This is a genomic window from Stenotrophomonas sp. SMYL20 (assembly GCF_036320045.1).
Lineage (GTDB): Bacteria > Pseudomonadota > Gammaproteobacteria > Xanthomonadales > Xanthomonadaceae > Stenotrophomonas > Stenotrophomonas maltophilia_A.
In genome coordinates, this window is sequence record NZ_JAWIRT010000018.1 from 65,073 (window position 1) to 82,689 (window position 17,617).

Here is a 17,617-nt window from a genome sequence, read left to right on the forward strand (position 1 = left end):
GATGAACAGGATTACCCATTACTTCAAGAGCCTGCTGCTGCTCGAACTGCTGGGCGGCCTTTGGCTGACGCTGAAGTACAGCTTCAAGCCCAAGTACACGATGATGTACCCGATGGAGAAGTTCCCGCAGTCGCCGCGCTTCCGTGGACTGCACGCCCTGCGCCGTTACCCCAACGGTGAAGAGCGCTGCATCGCCTGCAAGCTGTGCGAAGCGGTGTGCCCTGCATTGGCCATCACCATCGACTCGGCCAAGCGCGAAGACGGCACCCGCCGTACCACGCGCTATGACATCGATCTGTTCAAGTGCATCTTCTGCGGCTTCTGCGAAGAAAGCTGCCCGGTGGACTCGATCGTCGAAACCCACATCCTCGAGTATCACTTCGAGAATCGTGGCGAAAACATCGTTACCAAGCCGCAGCTGCTGGCCCTGGGCGACCGTCTCGAGTCCGAGATCGCCGAGCGTCGCGCCGCCGATGCCGCTTACCGCTGAGGTCGAGAGATGGATTGGGTAAATATCGCTTTCTGGGTGTTCGCCATCGCGGCAACGGTTTCGGCCGGTGCGGTGATCAGCGTGCGCAACCCGGTTCACGCCGTGCTCTGCCTGGTGCTGACCTTCTTCTCCATTGCCTGCGTGTGGCTGCTGGTCGGCGCCGAGTTCCTCGGCGTGGCGCTGGTGCTGGTCTACGTCGGCGCGGTGATGGTGCTGTTCCTGTTCGTGGTGATGATGCTCGACATCGACCCCACCAAGCTGCGTGAGGGCTGGGTCCGCTACCTGCCGGTCGGTCTCATTGTTGCCGTGGCGATGCTGGTGCAGATGCTGATCCTGATCGGCGTGAAGGGCAGGGCGGTCAACCCGTTCCCGGCCGACAACGCCGCCGCGGTCGCTGCCGACAGCTCCAACGTCACCTGGCTGGCGCGTACGCTGTTCACCGAGTACCTGCTGCCGTTCGAGTTCGCCGCCGTCATCCTGACCGTGGCCGTGGTTGCCGCCGTGATGCTGACCTTGCGCCGCCGTACCGGGGTGAAGAGCCAGAACCCGGGTGAGCAGACCATGGTCAAGGCCGGCCAGCGCCTGCGCATGGTCAAGATGGGCGCCGAAGCGCCGGTCGTGCACAGCAACAGCAAGCCGGCCGCCGGCGAGGAGACCCAGCCGTGATTACCCTTGGCCACATCCTTGCGCTGGGCGCGGTGCTGTTCGCCATCAGCCTGGCCGGCATCTTCCTCAACCGGAAGAACGTCATCGTCCTGCTGATGTCGATCGAACTGATGCTGCTGTCGGTGAACATCAACTTCGTCGGCTTCTCGCGTCAGCTGGGCGATCCGTCCGGCCAGCTGTTCGTGTTCTTCATCCTGACCGTCGCCGCCGCGGAAGCCGCCATCGGCCTGGCGATCCTGGTGACCCTGTTCCGTACCCGCCGCACGATCAATGTCGGCGAAGTCGATTCGTTGAAGGGCTGATCCACAGATGGAAATCACTCTCTCCAAGAGTCTGTTGATCGCAGTGGTGCTTGCACCGCTGTTCGGCAGCATCATCGCCGGCCTGTTCGGTCGCCAGGTCAAGCGCTTCGGCGCGCAGACCATCACCATCCTCGGCGTCGCGGTTGCCTGCGGCCTGTCGATGTACACGCTCTACCAGTTGCTGTGGGGCGGTGCGCAGCCGTTCAACCAGAACATCTACACGTTCTTCGAAGTCGGCCAGTACTCGGCCCACGTCGGTTTCATGGTCGACAAGCTGACCGCGATGATGATGGTGGTGGTGACCTTCGTGTCGCTGCTGGTCCACATCTACACGATCGGCTACATGCAGGACGATCCGGGCTACCAGCGGTTCTTCAGCTACATCTCGCTGTTCACCTTCTCGATGCTCACCCTGGTGATGAGCAACAACTTCCTGCAGCTGTTCTTCGGCTGGGAAGCGGTGGGCCTGGTGTCGTACCTGCTGATCGGCTTCTGGTTCAAGCGCCCGACTGCGATCTTCGCCAACATGAAGGCGTTCCTGGTCAATCGCGTTGGTGACTTCGGCTTCCTGCTCGGTATCGCCGGCGTGCTGTGGGTGTTCGGCACCCTGGACTACTCGCAGGTGTTCTCGCAGGCCGGCATGCTGGCTGACCCGCGCGCCCAGCTGCAGATCTGGGACGGCACCATGTTCGGCATGCAGCTGCTGAACGAGCCGGTGATCTGGTCGATCGCCACCGTCATCTGCATCTGCCTGTTCATCGGTGCCATGGGCAAGTCGGCCCAGGTCCCGCTGCACGTGTGGCTGCCGGACTCGATGGAAGGCCCGACCCCGATCTCGGCACTGATCCACGCCGCGACGATGGTGACCGCCGGTATCTTCATGGTCACCCGCATGTCGCCGCTGTTCGAGCTGTCGCAGACCGCGCTGAACTTCATCCTGTTCATCGGTGCCACCACCGCGTTCTTCACCGGCCTGATCGGCATCGTGCAGAACGACATCAAGCGCGTCGTCGCGTACTCCACGCTGTCGCAGCTGGGCTACATGACGGTTGCACTGGGCGTGTCGGCGTACTCGGCCGCCGTGTTCCACCTGATGACCCACGCCTTCTTCAAGGCGCTGCTGTTCCTGGGTGCCGGCTCGGTCATCATCGCGATGCACCACGAGCAGGACATGCGCAAGATGGGCGGCCTGCGCAAGTACATGCCGATCACCTTCGTCACCATGTGGATCGGTACCCTGGCCCTGGTCGGTACGCCGTTCTTCTCCGGCTTCTACTCGAAGGACACCATCATCGAGGCGGCCGAGATCCACGCCCACATGCAGAACAGCTGGGTGGCCACCTATGGCTACTGGGCAGTGCTGGGTGGCGTGCTGGTGACCAGCTTCTACAGCTTCCGCCTGCTGTTCCTGACCTTCCACGGCAAGGAGCGCTTCCGCGACGCGCATGATGATCACGGCCATGCCCATGACGATCACCACGCCGCAGATGCGCACCCTGCTGATGCCCATCATGGGGACGCGCACCATGACGACCACGGCCATGGCCACGGTCCGCATGAGCCGCACGAAACCCCGTGGGTGGTGACCCTGCCGCTGATCCTGCTGGCCATCCCGTCGATCGCCATCGGTTTCTTCAGCATCGGTCCGATGCTGCACGGCACCGACTGGGCCGGCCACCATGCACACGACGCAATCAAGGGCCAGGTCAACACGTTCTTCACCGGCATCGTCGATTTCTACGATCCGGCCAAGAACACCGTTGCCTTCCTGGGCGAAGAGTTCCACGGGCCGGTGGCGTTCGCGCTGCACGGCATGATGCTGCCGCCGTTCTGGCTGACCTTGGCGGGCTTCCTGCTGGCTGCGCTGTTCTACCTGTGGAAGCCGGACCTGTCGGGCAAGGCGCGCAAGACCTTCGCTCCGCTGGTGTCGGTGCTGGAAAACAAGTACGGCTTCGACAAGCTGTGGATCGATGGCTTTGCCGGTGGCAGCGTCAAGCTGGGCAAGGTCGCACGCTGGATCGACAGCAACATCGTCGACGGCGTGGTCAATCTTTCGGCACGTGTTGTGGACGTCGCAGCCGGCGTGCTGCGTCGTACCCAATCCGGTTTCCTCTATCACTACGCCTTCGCGATGATCATCGGCCTGATTGCCCTTCTGGGCGTGCTGATGCATTACCTGCGTTGATGACCTGTACGGAATAAGAAGACGTGTCGAACTGGCCTCTACTCAGTGTCCTCATCTGGCTGCCGATCATCGGTGGCGCCCTGATCCTTGCGATCCGTGATGCGCAGACCGCCCGCTGGGCGTCGCTGGGCGTAGCGGTGCTGACGTTCGTGGCGAGCCTCTCGCTGCTGAGCGGCTACAACGCGGGCATCGACGGTCTGCAGTTCGTCGAGACCCATGCCTGGATCCCGGCGTACAAGATCGGCTACAACCTGGGCGTGGACGGCATCGCCGTGGCGCTGATCCTGCTGACTACCCTGGTCAGCGTGCTTGCCCTGATCGGCGCCTGGAGCGCCATCGACAAGCGCGTCAACCAGTACGTGGCCGCCTTCCTGATCCTGGAAGGCGTCACGGTCGGTATCTTCTCGGCCACGGACGCGATGCTGTTCTACGTGTTCTTCGAGGCGATGCTGATCCCGATGTTCCTGATCATCGGTGTCTGGGGCGGCCCGCGTCGCATCTACGCCGCGCTGAAGTTCTTCCTGTACACCTTCCTCGGCTCGGTGCTGATGCTGGTGGCGCTGATCTACCTGTACATGAAGGGCGGCAGCTTCCAGCTGGCCGACCTGTACGCGCTGCCGCTGTCGGCCAAGGAACAGACCTGGATCTTCTTCGCCTTCCTGATCGCCTTCGCGGTCAAGGTGCCGATGTTCCCGGTCCACACCTGGCTGCCGGATGCCCACGTGGAAGCGCCGACCGCCGGTTCGGTGATCCTGGCCGCCATCGCCCTGAAGATCGGTGGCTACGGCTTCCTGCGCTTCAACCTGCCGATCGTCCCGGACGCGTCGCAGGAATGGGCGTGGCTGGTGATCGCGCTGTCGCTGATCGCGGTGATCTACGTCGGCCTCGTCGCCCTGGTGCAGGACGACATGAAGAAGCTGATCGCCTATTCGTCGATCGCGCACATGGGCTTCGTCACCCTGGGCACCTTCATCGCGTTGTGGCTGGTGCGTGAAGCCGGCAACGCCGATGCCGCACGCCTGGGCCTGCAGGGCGCCATGGTGCAGATGATCTCGCACGGCTTCGTGTCCGGTGCGATGTTCTCCAGCGTCGGCGTGCTGTACGACCGCATGCACAGCCGCCGCATCGCCGATTACGGCGGTGTGGTCAACGTGATGCCCTGGTTTGCGACCTTCGCCATGCTGTTCTTCATGGCCAATGCAGGCCTGCCGGGCACCAGCGGTTTCGTCGGCGAGTTCATGGTCATCCTCGCGGCCTTCCAGCGTAATCCGTGGATCGCGCTGGGCGCGGCCACCACCCTGATCATCGGCGCCGCCTACACCCTGTGGCTGTACAAGCGCATCTTCTTCGGTGAAGTGGCCAACAGCCACGTTGCCGAACTGAAGGACATCAACGGCCGCGAATGGCTGGTGCTGGGCGTGTTCGCCATCGGCGTGCTGGCCCTGGGCATCTACCCCAAGCCGCTGACCGACCTGATGGAGCCCTCGATCGCGAAGCTGGCGATGCAGATCGCATCCAGCAAGCTGCTGTAATTCCAGGATTTGATGATGACCACCTCGCCGCTGCTGCCATTGACCGCCGCTGACCTGCCACCGCTCGCTCCCGAGCTGGTGCTGATCGGTAGCGCCTTCGCCCTGATGATCCTCGACCTGTTCGTCAGCAACCGGAACAAGATCGTCACCCACCTGTTCTCGCTCGCTGCGCTGGCCGTGGTGCTGTTCATGCTGGCCACCGGCGTGGGCGGGCAGGGGGAGGTCTTCCATGGCATGTTCGTGCGCGATACCGCCGCGGACGTGATGAAGACCGGGATCGTGCTGCTCAGCGGCCTGACCCTGGTCTACGGCTGGCGCTACCTGCGCGACCGCAACCTGTTCCAGGGCGAGATCCCGGTGCTGATCCTGTTCGGCACCGCCGGCATGATGATCCTGGTCTCGGCGGGCAGCCTGCTGATGGTCTACCTGGGCCTGGAACTGCTGGCGCTGTGCTCCTACGCGCTGGTTGCCAGCAACCGTGAGAACGGCCTGGCCTCGGAAGCGGCGATGAAGTACATCGTGCTGGGTTCGCTGGCTTCTGGCCTGCTGCTGTACGGCATGTCGCTGATCTACGGCGCCACCGGCAGCCTCCACCTGGACGTCATCCGCGAGGCCATCCCGCACTCGGAAGAGCGCGTGCTGCTGATCACCGGTGCGGTGTTCATGATCGCCGGCGTCGCCTTCAAGCTGGGTGCCGCGCCGTTCCACATGTGGCTGCCGGACGTGTACCAGGGTGCCCCGGCACCGATCGCACTGTTCATCAGCTCGGCGCCGAAGCTGGCCGCCTTCGGCATGGCCTACCGCCTGCTGGAAATGGGCGTGGGCCCGCTGTCGACCGAACTGCAGCTGCTGATCGCCGGCCTGGCCGCAGTCTCGCTGGTCATCGGCAACCTGATGGCCATCGCGCAGAGCAACCTCAAGCGCATGCTGGCGTTCTCCACCGTCTCGCACATCGGCTTCCTGCTGATGGGCATTGCCGGTGGCGGTTCGCAGGGCTATGCCGCCGCACTGTTCTACGCACTGGCCTACGCCATCATGTCGACCGCCGCCTTCGGCGCGATCATCGCGCTGTCGCGTGCCGGCTTCGAAGCCGAGAACATCGAAGACTTCAAGGGCCTCAATGCCCGCAACCCGTGGATGGCCGGCCTGGTGCTGTGCATCATGGCGTCGCTGGCCGGCATCCCGCCGTTCCTGGGCTTCTGGACCAAGCTGGCGGTGCTGGGCGCGGCCGTCAACGGTGGCCTGCTGTGGCTGGCCATCCTCGGCGTGCTGTGTGCCGTGGTCGGCTGCTTCTACTACCTGCGCGTCATCAAGGTCATGTACTTCGATGAGCCGGTGGGCGAGGCCATGCCGCGCAGCAACGACCGCGTGCTGGGCCTGGTCCTGGGCGTGAACGCGCTGGCGCTGCTGGCGCTGGGCCTGGCCTGGAACCCGATCATGGTCTGGTGCCAGCAGGCATTTGCGCATCTTGCATAAAAGTTGACACAAAGCTGCGCGATTCGTGTAATATGCGCAGCCTGAGTTGTCACTGCAGCGGTTCAGCCAGAACATCGTTGCGGTAGCCCTCCTCGAAAGAGCAGGGCAGCAGTTCAAACACTTCCGGTGCGGGGTGGAGCAGTCTGGCAGCTCGTCGGGCTCATAACCCGAAGGTCGCAGGTTCAAATCCTGCCCCCGCTACCAACACATCGAATCGGCGCCAACCAGTTCGATGAATGAGGAAAAGCTTGCAGGTTTTGAAGTTATGCCTCATAATTCCGCTTCTGATGCGGGGTGGAGCAGTCTGGCAGCTCGTCGGGCTCATAACCCGAAGGTCGCAGGTTCAAATCCTGCCCCCGCTACCAAGTAAAGAGATCGCCTTCGAAGTCCTGCTTCGAGGGCGTTTTTCTTTGGGGTTCCGCATTTTTGTAGAGTCGAGCCATGCTCGACTGCCGGTGCGGCAAGGCCGGCCCAAGCCTTGCACCAGCGCGGTGCAGTCGCTATCATCAGCGGCCTAGCAATACCCCTGAAGGCGGCCTCCCAGCGGGAGTCCGGACCCGGAAGGAGGGCCGCAACCGGCAGGCACTGCAGGTTGCAACCGGAATCCAGTCACCGGAGTCTTTCCGGAAAAGGGGCCCAGCGGGCCCTTTGTCGTTTCCGGGGCGTCATGTTTCCATGCCGGCCAAGGCCGGCACCCAACCAAGAGATCAAGGCAGGCTGTGAGCGACAAGGCAACCGACATCGCGAATCTGCTCGCCCCGACCGTTGTGTCGCTGGGCCTGGAGCTGCTGGGCGTTGAGTATCTGCCGGCCCCCGGCGGTGCGACCCTGCGCCTTTACATCGACGTGCCGCTGGCTGAACAGCCCGAGCGCATCATCAATGTCGACGACTGCGAGCGGGTCAGCCGCGAAGTGTCGGCACAGATGGACGTCGAAGACCCGATCAGCGGCAACTACACGCTGGAAGTGTCTTCGCCGGGCGTCGATCGTCCGCTGTTCAACCTGGAGCAGTTCGGCCGTCACCTCGGCGAAATGGCCAAGGTCACGCTGAAGCTGCCGCAGGACAACCGTCGCCGCCTGCAGGGCCGCATCGAAGCCATCGACGAGACCGCAGGTGCCATCACCTTCATCGTCGACAAGGCCGAAGTGGTCGTGTCGGCCGACAACATCGACAAGGCACGGATCATGCCCGACTGGGTGGCGCTGGGGCTGGCCCCGAGCAAGCCGACCGGTCCGGCACCGAAGCGTCCGAAGCCGAACACGAATTCTTCTTCCAACGAGCCGGCGGCAAAGAAGCCGCGCGCGGAGTGAGCCAATGAGCAAGGAACTGTTGCTGGTAGTCGACGCAGTCGCCAACGAGAAGGGCGTGCCGCGTGAAGTGATCTTCGATGCCATCGAGGCCGCCCTGGCCTCGGCAGCGAAGAAGCGCTATCCCGACGAGGAAGTGCTGACCCGCGTGGTCATCGACCACAAGGACGGCAGCTACGAAACCTTCCGCCGCTGGGAAGTGGTGGCCGATGACGTGGTCATGGAATCGCCGGACCGCCAGATCCGCCTGATGGACGCCGTCGATGAAGCCGAAGGCGTGGACGTCGGCGACTACATCGAAGAGCAGATCGAGAACCCGGACTTCGGCCGCATTGCTGCCCAGGCCGCCAAGCAGGTCATCGTCCAGCGCGTGCGCGAAGCCGAGCGCCAGCAGGTCGTGGATGCGTGGAAGGATCGCGTGGGTGAGCTGATCACCGGTGTGGTCAAGCGCGCCGAGCGCGGCAACATCTATGTCGACCTCGGTGGCAACGCCGAAGGTTTCATCCCGAAGGACAAGGGCATTCCGCGCGACGTGCTGCGCGCCGGTGACCGCGTGCGCGGCTACCTGGCCGAAGTCCGTTCGGAACCGCGTGGCCCGCAGCTGTTCATCAGCCGCGCCGCCCCGGAATTCATGATCGAGCTGTTCAAGCTGGAAGTGCCGGAAGTCGGCCAGGGCCTGGTGGAAATCAAGGCCTGCGCCCGCGATCCGGGCGATCGCGCCAAGATCGCCGTGCTCGCCCACGACCAGCGCACCGATCCGATCGGTGCCTGCATCGGCATGCGCGGTTCGCGCGTGCAGGCCGTGTCCAACGAGCTCAATGGCGAGCGCGTGGACATCGTGCTGTGGAACGACAACCCGGCCAACTTCGTCATCAACGCGATGGCGCCGGCCGAAGTGCAGTCGATCATCGTCGATGAAGACAAGCACTCGATGGACCTGGCTGTCGCCGAAGACCGCCTGGCCCAGGCGATCGGCAAGGGCGGCCAGAACGTGCGCCTGGCCAGCCGCCTGACCGGCTGGCAGCTCAACGTGATGACCCAGGACCAGGTCACCGCCAAGTCGGAGGCCGAGCAGGCTTCGGCCCGCCAGCTGTTCATGGACAAGCTGGAAGTGGACGAGGAAATCGCCGGCATCCTGGTGAGCGAAGGCTTCGGCACCGTCGAGGAAATCGCATATGTCCCGGTCGGCGAACTGCTGGCCGTGGAAGGTTTCGACGAAGACATCGTCGAAGAGCTGCGCGCTCGTGCCCGCGATGCGCTGCTCAATGAGGCCCTGGCAGTCGAGGAAGGCCTTGAAGACGGCCAGCCGGCGCAGGACCTGCTGTCCCTGAAGGGCATGGACGAAGCCACCGCGTATGCGCTGGCCGGCCACGGCGTGCGTACCAGTGAGGACCTGTCCGACCTGGCCGCCGACGAGGTCATGGACTTCGGCATCGAAGGGCTGGATCAGGCGCGCGCCGCTGCGCTGATCCTGGCCGCACGTGCCGAGGAGATCGCCCGACTGGAACGCGGCGAATGAGCCGGCAATGAACAGGGCCCTGAGCCGCTCAGGGCGTAGAATCCGCGCCACCTCCAGATGCGGGGGGGCGCCCACAAGATCATAGGATCCGAATGTCGCAGCAAACCACCATCCGCAAGCTTGCCGAACTGGTCAACACGCCGGTCGAAAAACTGCTGGAACAGCTGGCCGGTGCCGGCATGAAGTTCAGCGGTCCCGACCAGGTCGTGACCAGCACCGAGAAGGTGAAGCTCCTGGGCTTCCTTCGTCGTTCGCACGGCAAGCCCGAGCAGGCCCCGGAAGAAACTGATCAGTCTGCAAAGAAGATCACGCTCAACCGCCGGAAACAGCAGGAAGTGACGGTCAGTTCCGGTCGCAGCAAGACGACCGTGAATGTCGAGGTGCGCCAGAAGCGTACCTACGTCAAGGATGGTGCTCGCGCCATGACCCCGGACGAAGAGCGCGCCGACATCCTGCGCAAGCTGGAAGAGTCGCGTGCGCGCAACCTTGCCGAACAGCAGGCCCTGGCCGAGAAGGATCGTCTGCGCGACGAAGCCATCGTCCGTGCCCGTGAGGAAGAGGTTGCGGCCAAGGAACGCGCAGAGGCCGAGAAGAAGGCCGCCGAGGAAGCTGCGGCCGCCGCCAAGGCTGCCGAGGCGCTGGCTGCCAGCAAGCCCAAGCGCGCTCCGATCGATGAAACCGCGCCGCGCCCGCCGCGTGCTCCGGCCGCCGCTCCGGCTGCGCCGCGCAGCGCTCCGCCGCCGCCGCGCAACGACGACCGCAACAACCGCAGCGCGCCGCGCAACGAGCGTGGCCCGGGCGACCGTTTCGCCGGCCAGATGCACCTGTCGGCTGCCGACCGCGCGCGCCGTGGCAACAGCAACAACAGCAACACCCGTGGTCGTCCGGGCGGGCGTAACCAGGCCGGTGGCCGTCGCGACATGTCGCGCGGTGGCAACAATGCAGGTCCGCACGCCTTCGAGCGTCCGACCGCGCCGGTGGTGCGTGAAGTGGCGATCGGCGACACGATCACCGTGGCCGACCTGGCGCAGAAGCTCGCGCTCAAGGGCGGTGAGGTGGTCAAGGCGCTGTTCAAGATGGGCGTGATGGCCACCATCACCCAGTCCATCGACCATGACACCGCCGCGCTGGTGACCGAAGAACTCGGCCACAAGGCGATCCGTGCCAACGACAACGACGCCGAAGACGCACTGCTGGCCTCGACCGGTGAAAACCAGGGCGAAGCCACCCAGCGTCCGCCGGTGGTCACCATCATGGGCCACGTCGACCACGGCAAGACCTCGCTGCTGGATTACATCCGTCGCACCAAGGTCGCCACCGGCGAAGCCGGCGGCATCACCCAGCACATCGGTGCCTACCACGTGGATACGCCGAAGGGCGTGATCAGCTTCCTGGATACCCCGGGCCACGCGGCATTCACCTCGATGCGTGCGCGCGGCGCCAAGCTGACCGACATCGTGGTGCTGGTCGTGGCCGCCGATGACGGCGTCATGCCGCAGACCAAGGAAGCGATCCAGCACGCGCGTTCGGCGGGTGTGCCGCTGATCGTGGCGATCAACAAGATCGACAAGTCCGACGCCGACCCGATGCGGGTCAAGAACGAACTGCTGTCCGAGCAGGTCGTGGCCGAAGACTTCGGTGGTGACACCCAGATGGTGGAGATCTCGGCCAAGACCGGCCTGGGCATCGACGACCTGCTGGACGCCATCTCGATCCAGGCCGAACTGCTGGAACTGAAGGCCGTCGACGAAGGCCGCGCTTCGGGCGTGGTGATCGAATCGTCGCTGGACAAGGGCCGTGGCCCGGTCGCCACCGTGCTGGTGCAGCAGGGCCGCCTGAAGAAGGGCGACTACCTGGTGTGCGGCATCCAGTACGGCCGCGTGCGTGCGCTGTTCGACGAAACCGGCAAGCAGCCGGAGTTCGCCGGCCCGTCCATCCCGGTGCAGGTCCTGGGCCTGTCCGGCGTGCCGGAAGCGGGTGATGACTTCGTGGTCGTCGAGGACGAGCGCCTGGCCAAGGACGTTGCCCAGCAGCGTGAGACCAAGCGCCGTGAATCGCGCCTGGTCGCCACCGCCGGCAGCCGCATGGAAGACATCATGGCGACCCTGGGCAAGGGCGAGGGCCAGCAGGTCCTCAACCTGGTCATCAAGGCCGACGTGCAGGGTTCGGTGCAGGCGCTGAGCCAGGCACTGGTCGCGCTGTCCAACGAAGACATCCGCATCAACGTGATCCACTCCGGCGTGGGCGGCATCACCGAATCGGACGCCAACTCGGCGGCCGCTTCGAAGGCCACCGTCATCGGCTTCAACGTGCGTGCGGACGCTTCGGCCCGTCGCATCATCGAATCCAACGGCGTCGATCTGCGTTACTTCTCGATCATCTATGACGTGATCGACCAGGTGAAGCAGGTGGCTTCCGGTCTGCTGGGCGTGGAGATCCGCGAAGAGATCATCGGTATCGCCGAGGTCCGCGACGTCTTCCGCAGCTCCAAGCTGGGCGCCGTGGCCGGCTCGATGGTCATCGAGGGCGTGGTCAAGCGCAACAAGCCGATCCGCGTGCTGCGCGACAGCGTGGTGATCTTCGAGGGCGAGCTGGAATCGCTGCGTCGCTTCAAGGAGAACGTCGAGGAAGTCCGCAACGGTACCGAGTGCGGTATCGCGGTGAAGGCCTACAACGACGTCAAGCCGGGTGACCAGATCGAGTGCTTCGAGCGTATCGAAGTGCCGCGCACCCTGTAATGCTGCAAGGTGGCCCGACCGTTGGTCGGGCCCCACCATGATGTAGAACCCGACCAACGGTCGGGTACCATGTAGTAGCGCCCGACCGTTGGTCGGGCGACCATTGAATCAAGAGTAGTGCCCGACCGTTGGCCGGGCGACAACTGAACCAAGAGCTCCTCGTGCCCAAGACTTTCCATCGAACCGACCGTGTCTCCGCCCAGCTGCGCCGTGAACTCGGCACCCTGGTGCACAACGCTGTGCGCGAGCACGGGTTGCCCTCGGTGAGCGTGTCCGACGTGGAAATCACCCGCGACATGGCCCATGCCAAGGTGTTCGTCACCGCGCTGATGCCGGAACGTTCGGCCGAAGCCGTGGCCGGCCTGAAGGAGCTGGGCTATCGCCTGCGCATGGACCTGGCCCGTGCGATGAAGCTGCGCCACGTGCCGGAGCTGCATTTCCACTACGACGACTCGGTCGACCGTGGTGAGCACATCGACAACATCCTGCGCGATCTGCCTGATACGCTGGCCGCCGAGAAGCGTCGCGAGAGCGACGAAGAATAACCGCGCGACGCCGGGCATGCCCGGCGTTGTTGCATTCCGGCTGCGCGATGTCTGATGCAGACCGCGCTGCAGCAGTCGAGCATGGCTCGACTCTACAAAATCCTGTCATGACCCGAATTCAGTTCCGCCGCCTGGATGGCATCCTGCTGCTCGACAAGTCGACCGGCATGAGCTCCAACGCCGCCCTGCAGGTGGCCCGTCGCCTGTTCCGTGCCGAAAAGGGTGGCCATACCGGCAGCCTCGATCCGCTGGCCACCGGCCTGTTGCCGCTGTGCTTCGGCGAGGCGACCAAGATTGCCGGACTGTTGCTCGGCTCGGCCAAGGCCTACGACGCCGAGATCATGCTGGGCCAGACCACCGACACCGATGACTCCGAAGGCCAGGTGCTGCTGCAGCGCGTGGTGCCGGCGATCAGTGCCGAGGCCCTGCAGGCGGCGCTGGTGCCGCTGACCGGCAACATCCGCCAGCGTGCCCCGATCTATTCGGCGCTGAAGCAGGGTGGGGAGCCGCTGTATGTGAAGGCCCGCCGCGGTGACGTCATCGAAGCGCCGGAGCGTGAGGTGCAGGTGCACGCCATCGAGGTGATGGAGCAGCAGCCCGAGCGGTTGCGGCTGCGCGTGACCTGCGGCTCCGGCACCTACATCCGCAGCCTGGCCCGCGACCTGGGCGAGGCACTGGGCTGCGGCGCTCACATCACTGCGTTGCGCCGGCTCTGGGTCGAGCCGTTCCATGAACCGGCGATGGTCACCCTGGACCAGCTGCGGGCGATGGTCGAGGCCGGTGACGAGGCCGGGATGGACGCGCTGCTGCTGCCGCTGGCGGCCGGCCTGGCTGAATACCCGCGGGTCGACCTCGATGCCGACCAGGCCCACCGCTTCTGCGTCGGCCAGCGCCAGCGGGACCTGTCCTGGCCGCATGGCCTGGTGGCCGTGTTTGGCCCGGACGATGCTGTCCAGGGCCTGGGCCAGGTCGATGACAGTGGCTTGCTGGCTCCGCAGCGTCGTTTCAACCTCTGACCGGACCCGGGCGGTTCAGCCCCGGTCCTTGTCCCGGAAGCCCCCGACCGTTACAATTTCGCGGCCGTTTTCCGGCAGCCTGCCTCGCGCAGGTTTCATCCTCGTAGTCCACGGCGAGCCTGGCGGTGCGCGAAGCGCGTTCCTGCCGGCCACGCATCACAGAGAAAAAAGAAATGTCGATCGACACCCAGAAGGTCATTGAAGACAACAAGCGCAGCTCGGCTGACACCGGCTCCCCGGAAGTCCAGGTTGCACTGCTGACCGCCCGCATCGAACTGCTGACCGGCCACTTCAAGACCCACAAGAAGGACCACCACAGCCGCCGCGGCCTGCTGCAGATGGTCAACCGCCGTCGCAGCCTGCTCGACTACCTGAAGAAGAAGGACGTCGAGCGTTACAAGGCCCTGATCGAGAAGCTTGGCCTGCGTCGCTAAGCAACGAATCCCCCGCGGCGCAGCGATGCGCCGCGGTTTTGTTTTGTAGCACCGCAATCCCCGATTCAGGCCGGAACGATCCGGCCACCCGCTGGCGGCAAGGGTCGCCGACGGTCCAAATTCGCAGACAGCATCCCCAAGGACACCCTCCGTGGCAAAAATCACCAAAACCTTCCAGTACGGCAAGCACACCGTCACGCTTGAGACCGGCGAAGTCGCCCGTCAGGCCAGCGGCGCCGTCATCGTCAAGATGGACGACACCGTACTGCTGGTCACCGCCGTCGCCGCCAAGAGCGCGCGCGAAGGCCAGGACTTCTTCCCGCTGACCGTCGATTATCAGGAAAAGTTCTACGCCGGCGGCCGTATCCCGGGTGGTTTCTTCAAGCGTGAAGGCCGTGCGACCGAGAAGGAAACCCTGATCTCGCGCCTGATCGACCGTCCGATCCGTCCGCTGTTCCCGGAAGACTACAAGAACGAAGTGCAGATCATCGCCACGGTCATGTCGCTGAACCCGGACGTGGACGGTGACATCCCGGCCCTGATCGGCGCCTCGGCTGCCCTGGCCCTGGCCGGCACCCCGTTCATGGGTCCGATCGGCGCTGCCAAGGTCGGCTACAAGAACGGCGAGTACATCCTGAACCCGACCGTCAGCGAACTGGCTGACTCGCAGCTGGAACTGGTTGTCGCCGGTACCTCCAACGCCGTGCTGATGGTCGAATCCGAAGCCGCGCTGCTGTCCGAAGAAGTGATGCTGGGCGCCGTGACCTTCGGTCACCGCGAAATGCAGAAGGTCATCAACGCGATCAACGAGCTGACCGTCGAAGCCGGCACCAAGCCGTCGACCTGGGAAGCCCCGGCCAAGAACGACGCGCTGATCTCCGCCCTGAAGGAAGCCATCGGCCCGCGCCTGGGCGAAGCCTTCCAGGTGCGTGACAAGCTGCAGCGCCGTGACGCCATCTCGGCGATCAAGAAGGACGTGGTTGAAACCCTGGCTGGCCGCGTGGCCGCTGAAGGCTGGAACCCGGCCGAGCTGTCGAAGGAATTCGGCGAGCTGGAATACCGCACCATGCGTGACTCGGTGCTGGACACCAAGGTCCGTATCGACGGCCGTGCGCTGGACACCGTCCGCCCGATCGCCGTGAAGACCGGCGTGCTGCCGCGTACCCACGGTTCCTCGCTGTTCACCCGCGGCGAAACCCAGGCCATCGTGACCATCACCCTGGGCACCGCCCGTGATGGCCAGGTCATCGATGCCGTTGCCGGTGAGTACAAGGAAAACTTCCTGTTCCACTACAACTTCCCTCCGTTCTCGGTGGGTGAGTGCGGCCGCATGATGGGCCCGAAGCGCCGCGAAATCGGCCACGGTCGCCTGGCCAAGCGCGGCGTGCTGGCTGTCATGCCGTCGCTGGAAGCCTTCCCGTACACCATCCGCGTCGTCTCGGAAATCACCGAGTCGAACGGTTCCTCGTCGATGGCATCGGTCTGCGGTTCGTCGCTGGCCCTGATGGACGCCGGCGTGCCGGTGAAGGCGCCGGTTGCCGGTATCGCCATGGGCCTGGTCAAGGAAGGCGAGCGTTTCGTCGTCCTGTCCGACATCCTGGGTGACGAAGATCACCTGGGCGACATGGACTTCAAGGTGGCCGGTACCGCTGAGGGCATCTCCGCCCTGCAGATGGACATCAAGATCGAAGGCATCACCGAAGAGATCATGAAGCAGGCCCTGCAGCAGGCCAAGGCTGGCCGTCTGCACATCCTGGGCGAAATGGCCCACGGCCTGACCGCTCCGCGTGAAGAGCTGTCGGACTACGCGCCGCGCCTGCTGACCATCAAGATCCACCCGGACAAGATCCGCGAAGTGATCGGCAAGGGTGGCTCGACCATCCAGGCCATCACCAAGGAAACCGGCACCCAGATCGACATCCAGGACGACGGCACCATCGTCATCGCTTCGGTCAATGCCATCGCTGCCCAGGCCGCCAAGGCCCGCATCGAGCAGATCACCTCGGACGTCGAGCCGGGCCGCATCTACGAAGGCAAGGTCGCCAAGATCATGGACTTCGGTGCGTTCGTCACGATCCTGCCGGGCAAGGACGGTCTGGTCCACGTGTCGCAGATCTCCAGCGATCGCGTCGAGAAGGTCGGCGACGTGCTGAAGGAAGGCGATGTGGTCAAGGTCAAGGTGCTGGAAGTCGACAAGCAGGGCCGTATCCGCCTGTCGATGAAGGCCGTGGAAGAAGGCGAAGCCGCGAGCGCCGAATAATCGGCGGTGGGTGTCAACCTTGGTTGACACGCTCCTGGAATCGCTGAAATGAAAAAGCGGGCTTCGGCCCGCTTTTTCTTTGCCTGGAATCCTGTGGATGAGGACCGTTGGTCCTTGCACTTACGCGTCTTCTTCGTCCTCACCCAGCCACCAGACCTGGCCTGGCTCCGGGTCGCTCATCGGGTGCTCGCGCTGTTCGATGGCCTCCAGCACCCGGCCGGGGGCTGCAGCGACCCACACCGCCATGAGCTTTTCCACCGCAGCCCGACCCTGTGCGGCCACGCCGAGGTCACGTTCGCGTCTCCATTGGTCTTCATCTGGCGCCTCATCACCATGCTGGTGCGGCGTGCCGTAGCTGCAGCGGCGGCACAGCCGGCGCACGGTAGCCGTCCAGTCCTCGACCATGCCGATGCCGGGCAGGGTGATTGCCTCCAGCGCAGCGATGTCATCGGCCGAATCGCACTGCACGAACACGGTGAAGGTCGCCATGTCCGATGCCTGCAGGCGCTGCATTGCATTGAACACCGGCACCTCGTGTTCGCTGTACGTACGGCGGCCGGTCGAGGCGCCGTCGTGCAGCACGATGTCGCCGAAGCGGAAGCCGCTTTCGGGCAGCGGTACGTTGTCGATGCGTGCACGCACCGGATCAATGCGGCTCATGTACACCACTTCGGCGTCGGACCATGGCGCCAGGCGCACGCAGGCCACGCCGAAGTGGCCCTCGATCGGGCCCTCGCCTTCGGGCAGGGTGATGCCACAGCGGGTCCACTGGCGTCGTGCTTCGGCCCAGTCCGCCATGCCGGTGGCGGCGATGCCGGCATTCCAGGCAGTGGCGACATCGAACTCGCCGCGCAGCTGCTCCGATCGCAGGTTGTCCTGCAGTGAGGCAGCCCAGTCGCGCAGATACTTGTGCGCCAATCCGCGCATGTAATGCAGGTACGGCACTTCGGGGGCGAGTGCGATCAGCTCGCCGAACAGCGCCACCGCCCGCTGCAGGTTGCCTTCGTGGAAGGCGTCGTAGGCGCGTGCCTCCAGGGCCTGGCCTTCGTCGAGGGTTTCGTCGTCCAGCAGGTCGCCGTCGTCGAGGTTGTCGTGGTCGGTGCTCATGTCCATGCGCGGTTGAAGGTCCGCGGCTACCTTAGCCGAT

Annotated in this window: 14 protein-coding genes and 2 tRNA genes; 15 read left to right on the forward strand and 1 reads right to left on the reverse strand. The window is 64.6% G+C overall.

The window, feature by feature from the left end:
* Nucleotide 1 precedes the first annotated feature (1 nt).
* From nuoI to pnp, 15 genes are all read left to right on the forward strand, one after another.
* The gene (gene nuoI, locus V3B48_RS14650) at nt 2-490 is read left to right on the forward strand and encodes an NADH-quinone oxidoreductase subunit NuoI (protein WP_006381128.1); all 489 of its coding nucleotides are present in this window, start codon (nt 2-4) and stop codon (nt 488-490) included.
* A gap of 9 nt (nt 491-499) precedes the next feature.
* The gene (locus tag V3B48_RS14655; protein ID WP_032128645.1) at nt 500-1,156 is read left to right on the forward strand and encodes an NADH-quinone oxidoreductase subunit J; all 657 of its coding nucleotides are present in this window, start codon (nt 500-502) and stop codon (nt 1,154-1,156) included.
* Nucleotides 1,153-1,458 carry an NADH-quinone oxidoreductase subunit NuoK gene (gene nuoK, locus V3B48_RS14660; protein WP_005417921.1) on the forward strand — a complete coding sequence of 102 codons (306 nt, stop codon included), beginning with the start codon at nt 1,153-1,155 and terminating at the stop codon, nt 1,456-1,458. Before V3B48_RS14655 ends, nuoK begins: the two co-directional genes overlap by 4 nt.
* 7 nt (nt 1,459-1,465) lie before the next feature.
* Nucleotides 1,466-3,643, forward strand: a complete 2,178-nt coding sequence (nuoL, locus tag V3B48_RS14665) for an NADH-quinone oxidoreductase subunit L (protein ID WP_182266468.1) — start codon at nt 1,466-1,468, stop codon at nt 3,641-3,643.
* A 23-nt stretch (nt 3,644-3,666) separates the two neighbouring features.
* The gene (locus tag V3B48_RS14670; RefSeq protein WP_032128647.1) at nt 3,667-5,175 is read left to right on the forward strand and encodes an NADH-quinone oxidoreductase subunit M; all 1,509 of its coding nucleotides are present in this window, start codon (nt 3,667-3,669) and stop codon (nt 5,173-5,175) included.
* A gap of 15 nt (nt 5,176-5,190) precedes the next feature.
* Nucleotides 5,191-6,651 (forward strand): NADH-quinone oxidoreductase subunit NuoN, encoded by a 1,461-nt coding sequence (gene nuoN, locus V3B48_RS14675; RefSeq protein ID WP_032128648.1) that lies wholly within the window; start codon nt 5,191-5,193, stop codon nt 6,649-6,651.
* Between the two features lie 127 nt (nt 6,652-6,778).
* Nucleotides 6,779-6,855, forward strand: a tRNA-Met gene (locus V3B48_RS14680).
* An 84-nt stretch (nt 6,856-6,939) separates the two neighbouring features.
* Nucleotides 6,940-7,016 (forward strand) — tRNA-Met (locus V3B48_RS14685).
* Nucleotides 7,017-7,370: 354 nt separating this feature from the next.
* Nucleotides 7,371-7,961 carry a ribosome maturation factor RimP gene (gene rimP, locus V3B48_RS14690; protein ID WP_032128649.1) on the forward strand — a complete coding sequence of 197 codons (591 nt, stop codon included), beginning with the start codon at nt 7,371-7,373 and terminating at the stop codon, nt 7,959-7,961.
* A gap of 4 nt (nt 7,962-7,965) precedes the next feature.
* Nucleotides 7,966-9,477, forward strand: a complete 1,512-nt coding sequence (nusA, locus tag V3B48_RS14695) for a transcription termination factor NusA (RefSeq protein ID WP_005410449.1) — start codon at nt 7,966-7,968, stop codon at nt 9,475-9,477.
* A gap of 92 nt (nt 9,478-9,569) precedes the next feature.
* Nucleotides 9,570-12,215 (forward strand): translation initiation factor IF-2, encoded by a 2,646-nt coding sequence (gene infB, locus V3B48_RS14700; RefSeq protein WP_032128650.1) that lies wholly within the window; start codon nt 9,570-9,572, stop codon nt 12,213-12,215.
* A gap of 161 nt (nt 12,216-12,376) precedes the next feature.
* The gene (gene rbfA, locus V3B48_RS14705; protein WP_005410447.1) at nt 12,377-12,760 is read left to right on the forward strand and encodes a 30S ribosome-binding factor RbfA; all 384 of its coding nucleotides are present in this window, start codon (nt 12,377-12,379) and stop codon (nt 12,758-12,760) included.
* Nucleotides 12,761-12,867: 107 nt separating this feature from the next.
* On the forward strand, nt 12,868-13,776 hold the full coding sequence (gene truB / locus V3B48_RS14710; protein ID WP_329893982.1) for a tRNA pseudouridine(55) synthase TruB: 909 nt from the start codon (nt 12,868-12,870) through the stop codon (nt 13,774-13,776).
* 173 nt (nt 13,777-13,949) lie between these two features.
* Nucleotides 13,950-14,210, forward strand: coding sequence for a 30S ribosomal protein S15 (gene rpsO / locus V3B48_RS14715; RefSeq protein WP_005410445.1), 261 nt, complete (start codon nt 13,950-13,952; stop codon nt 14,208-14,210).
* 151 nt (nt 14,211-14,361) lie between these two features.
* A complete protein-coding gene (pnp, locus tag V3B48_RS14720; protein ID WP_125427128.1) occupies nt 14,362-16,470 on the forward strand; it encodes a polyribonucleotide nucleotidyltransferase in 2,109 nt (702 codons plus the stop codon).
* Nucleotides 16,471-16,590: 120 nt separating this feature from the next.
* On the opposite strand, the gene V3B48_RS14725 is transcribed toward pnp, so the two are convergent.
* On the reverse strand, nt 16,591-17,577 hold the full coding sequence (locus V3B48_RS14725) for a hypothetical protein (protein ID WP_329893983.1): 987 nt from the start codon (nt 17,575-17,577) through the stop codon (nt 16,591-16,593).
* Nucleotides 17,578-17,617: the final 40 nt, after the last annotated feature.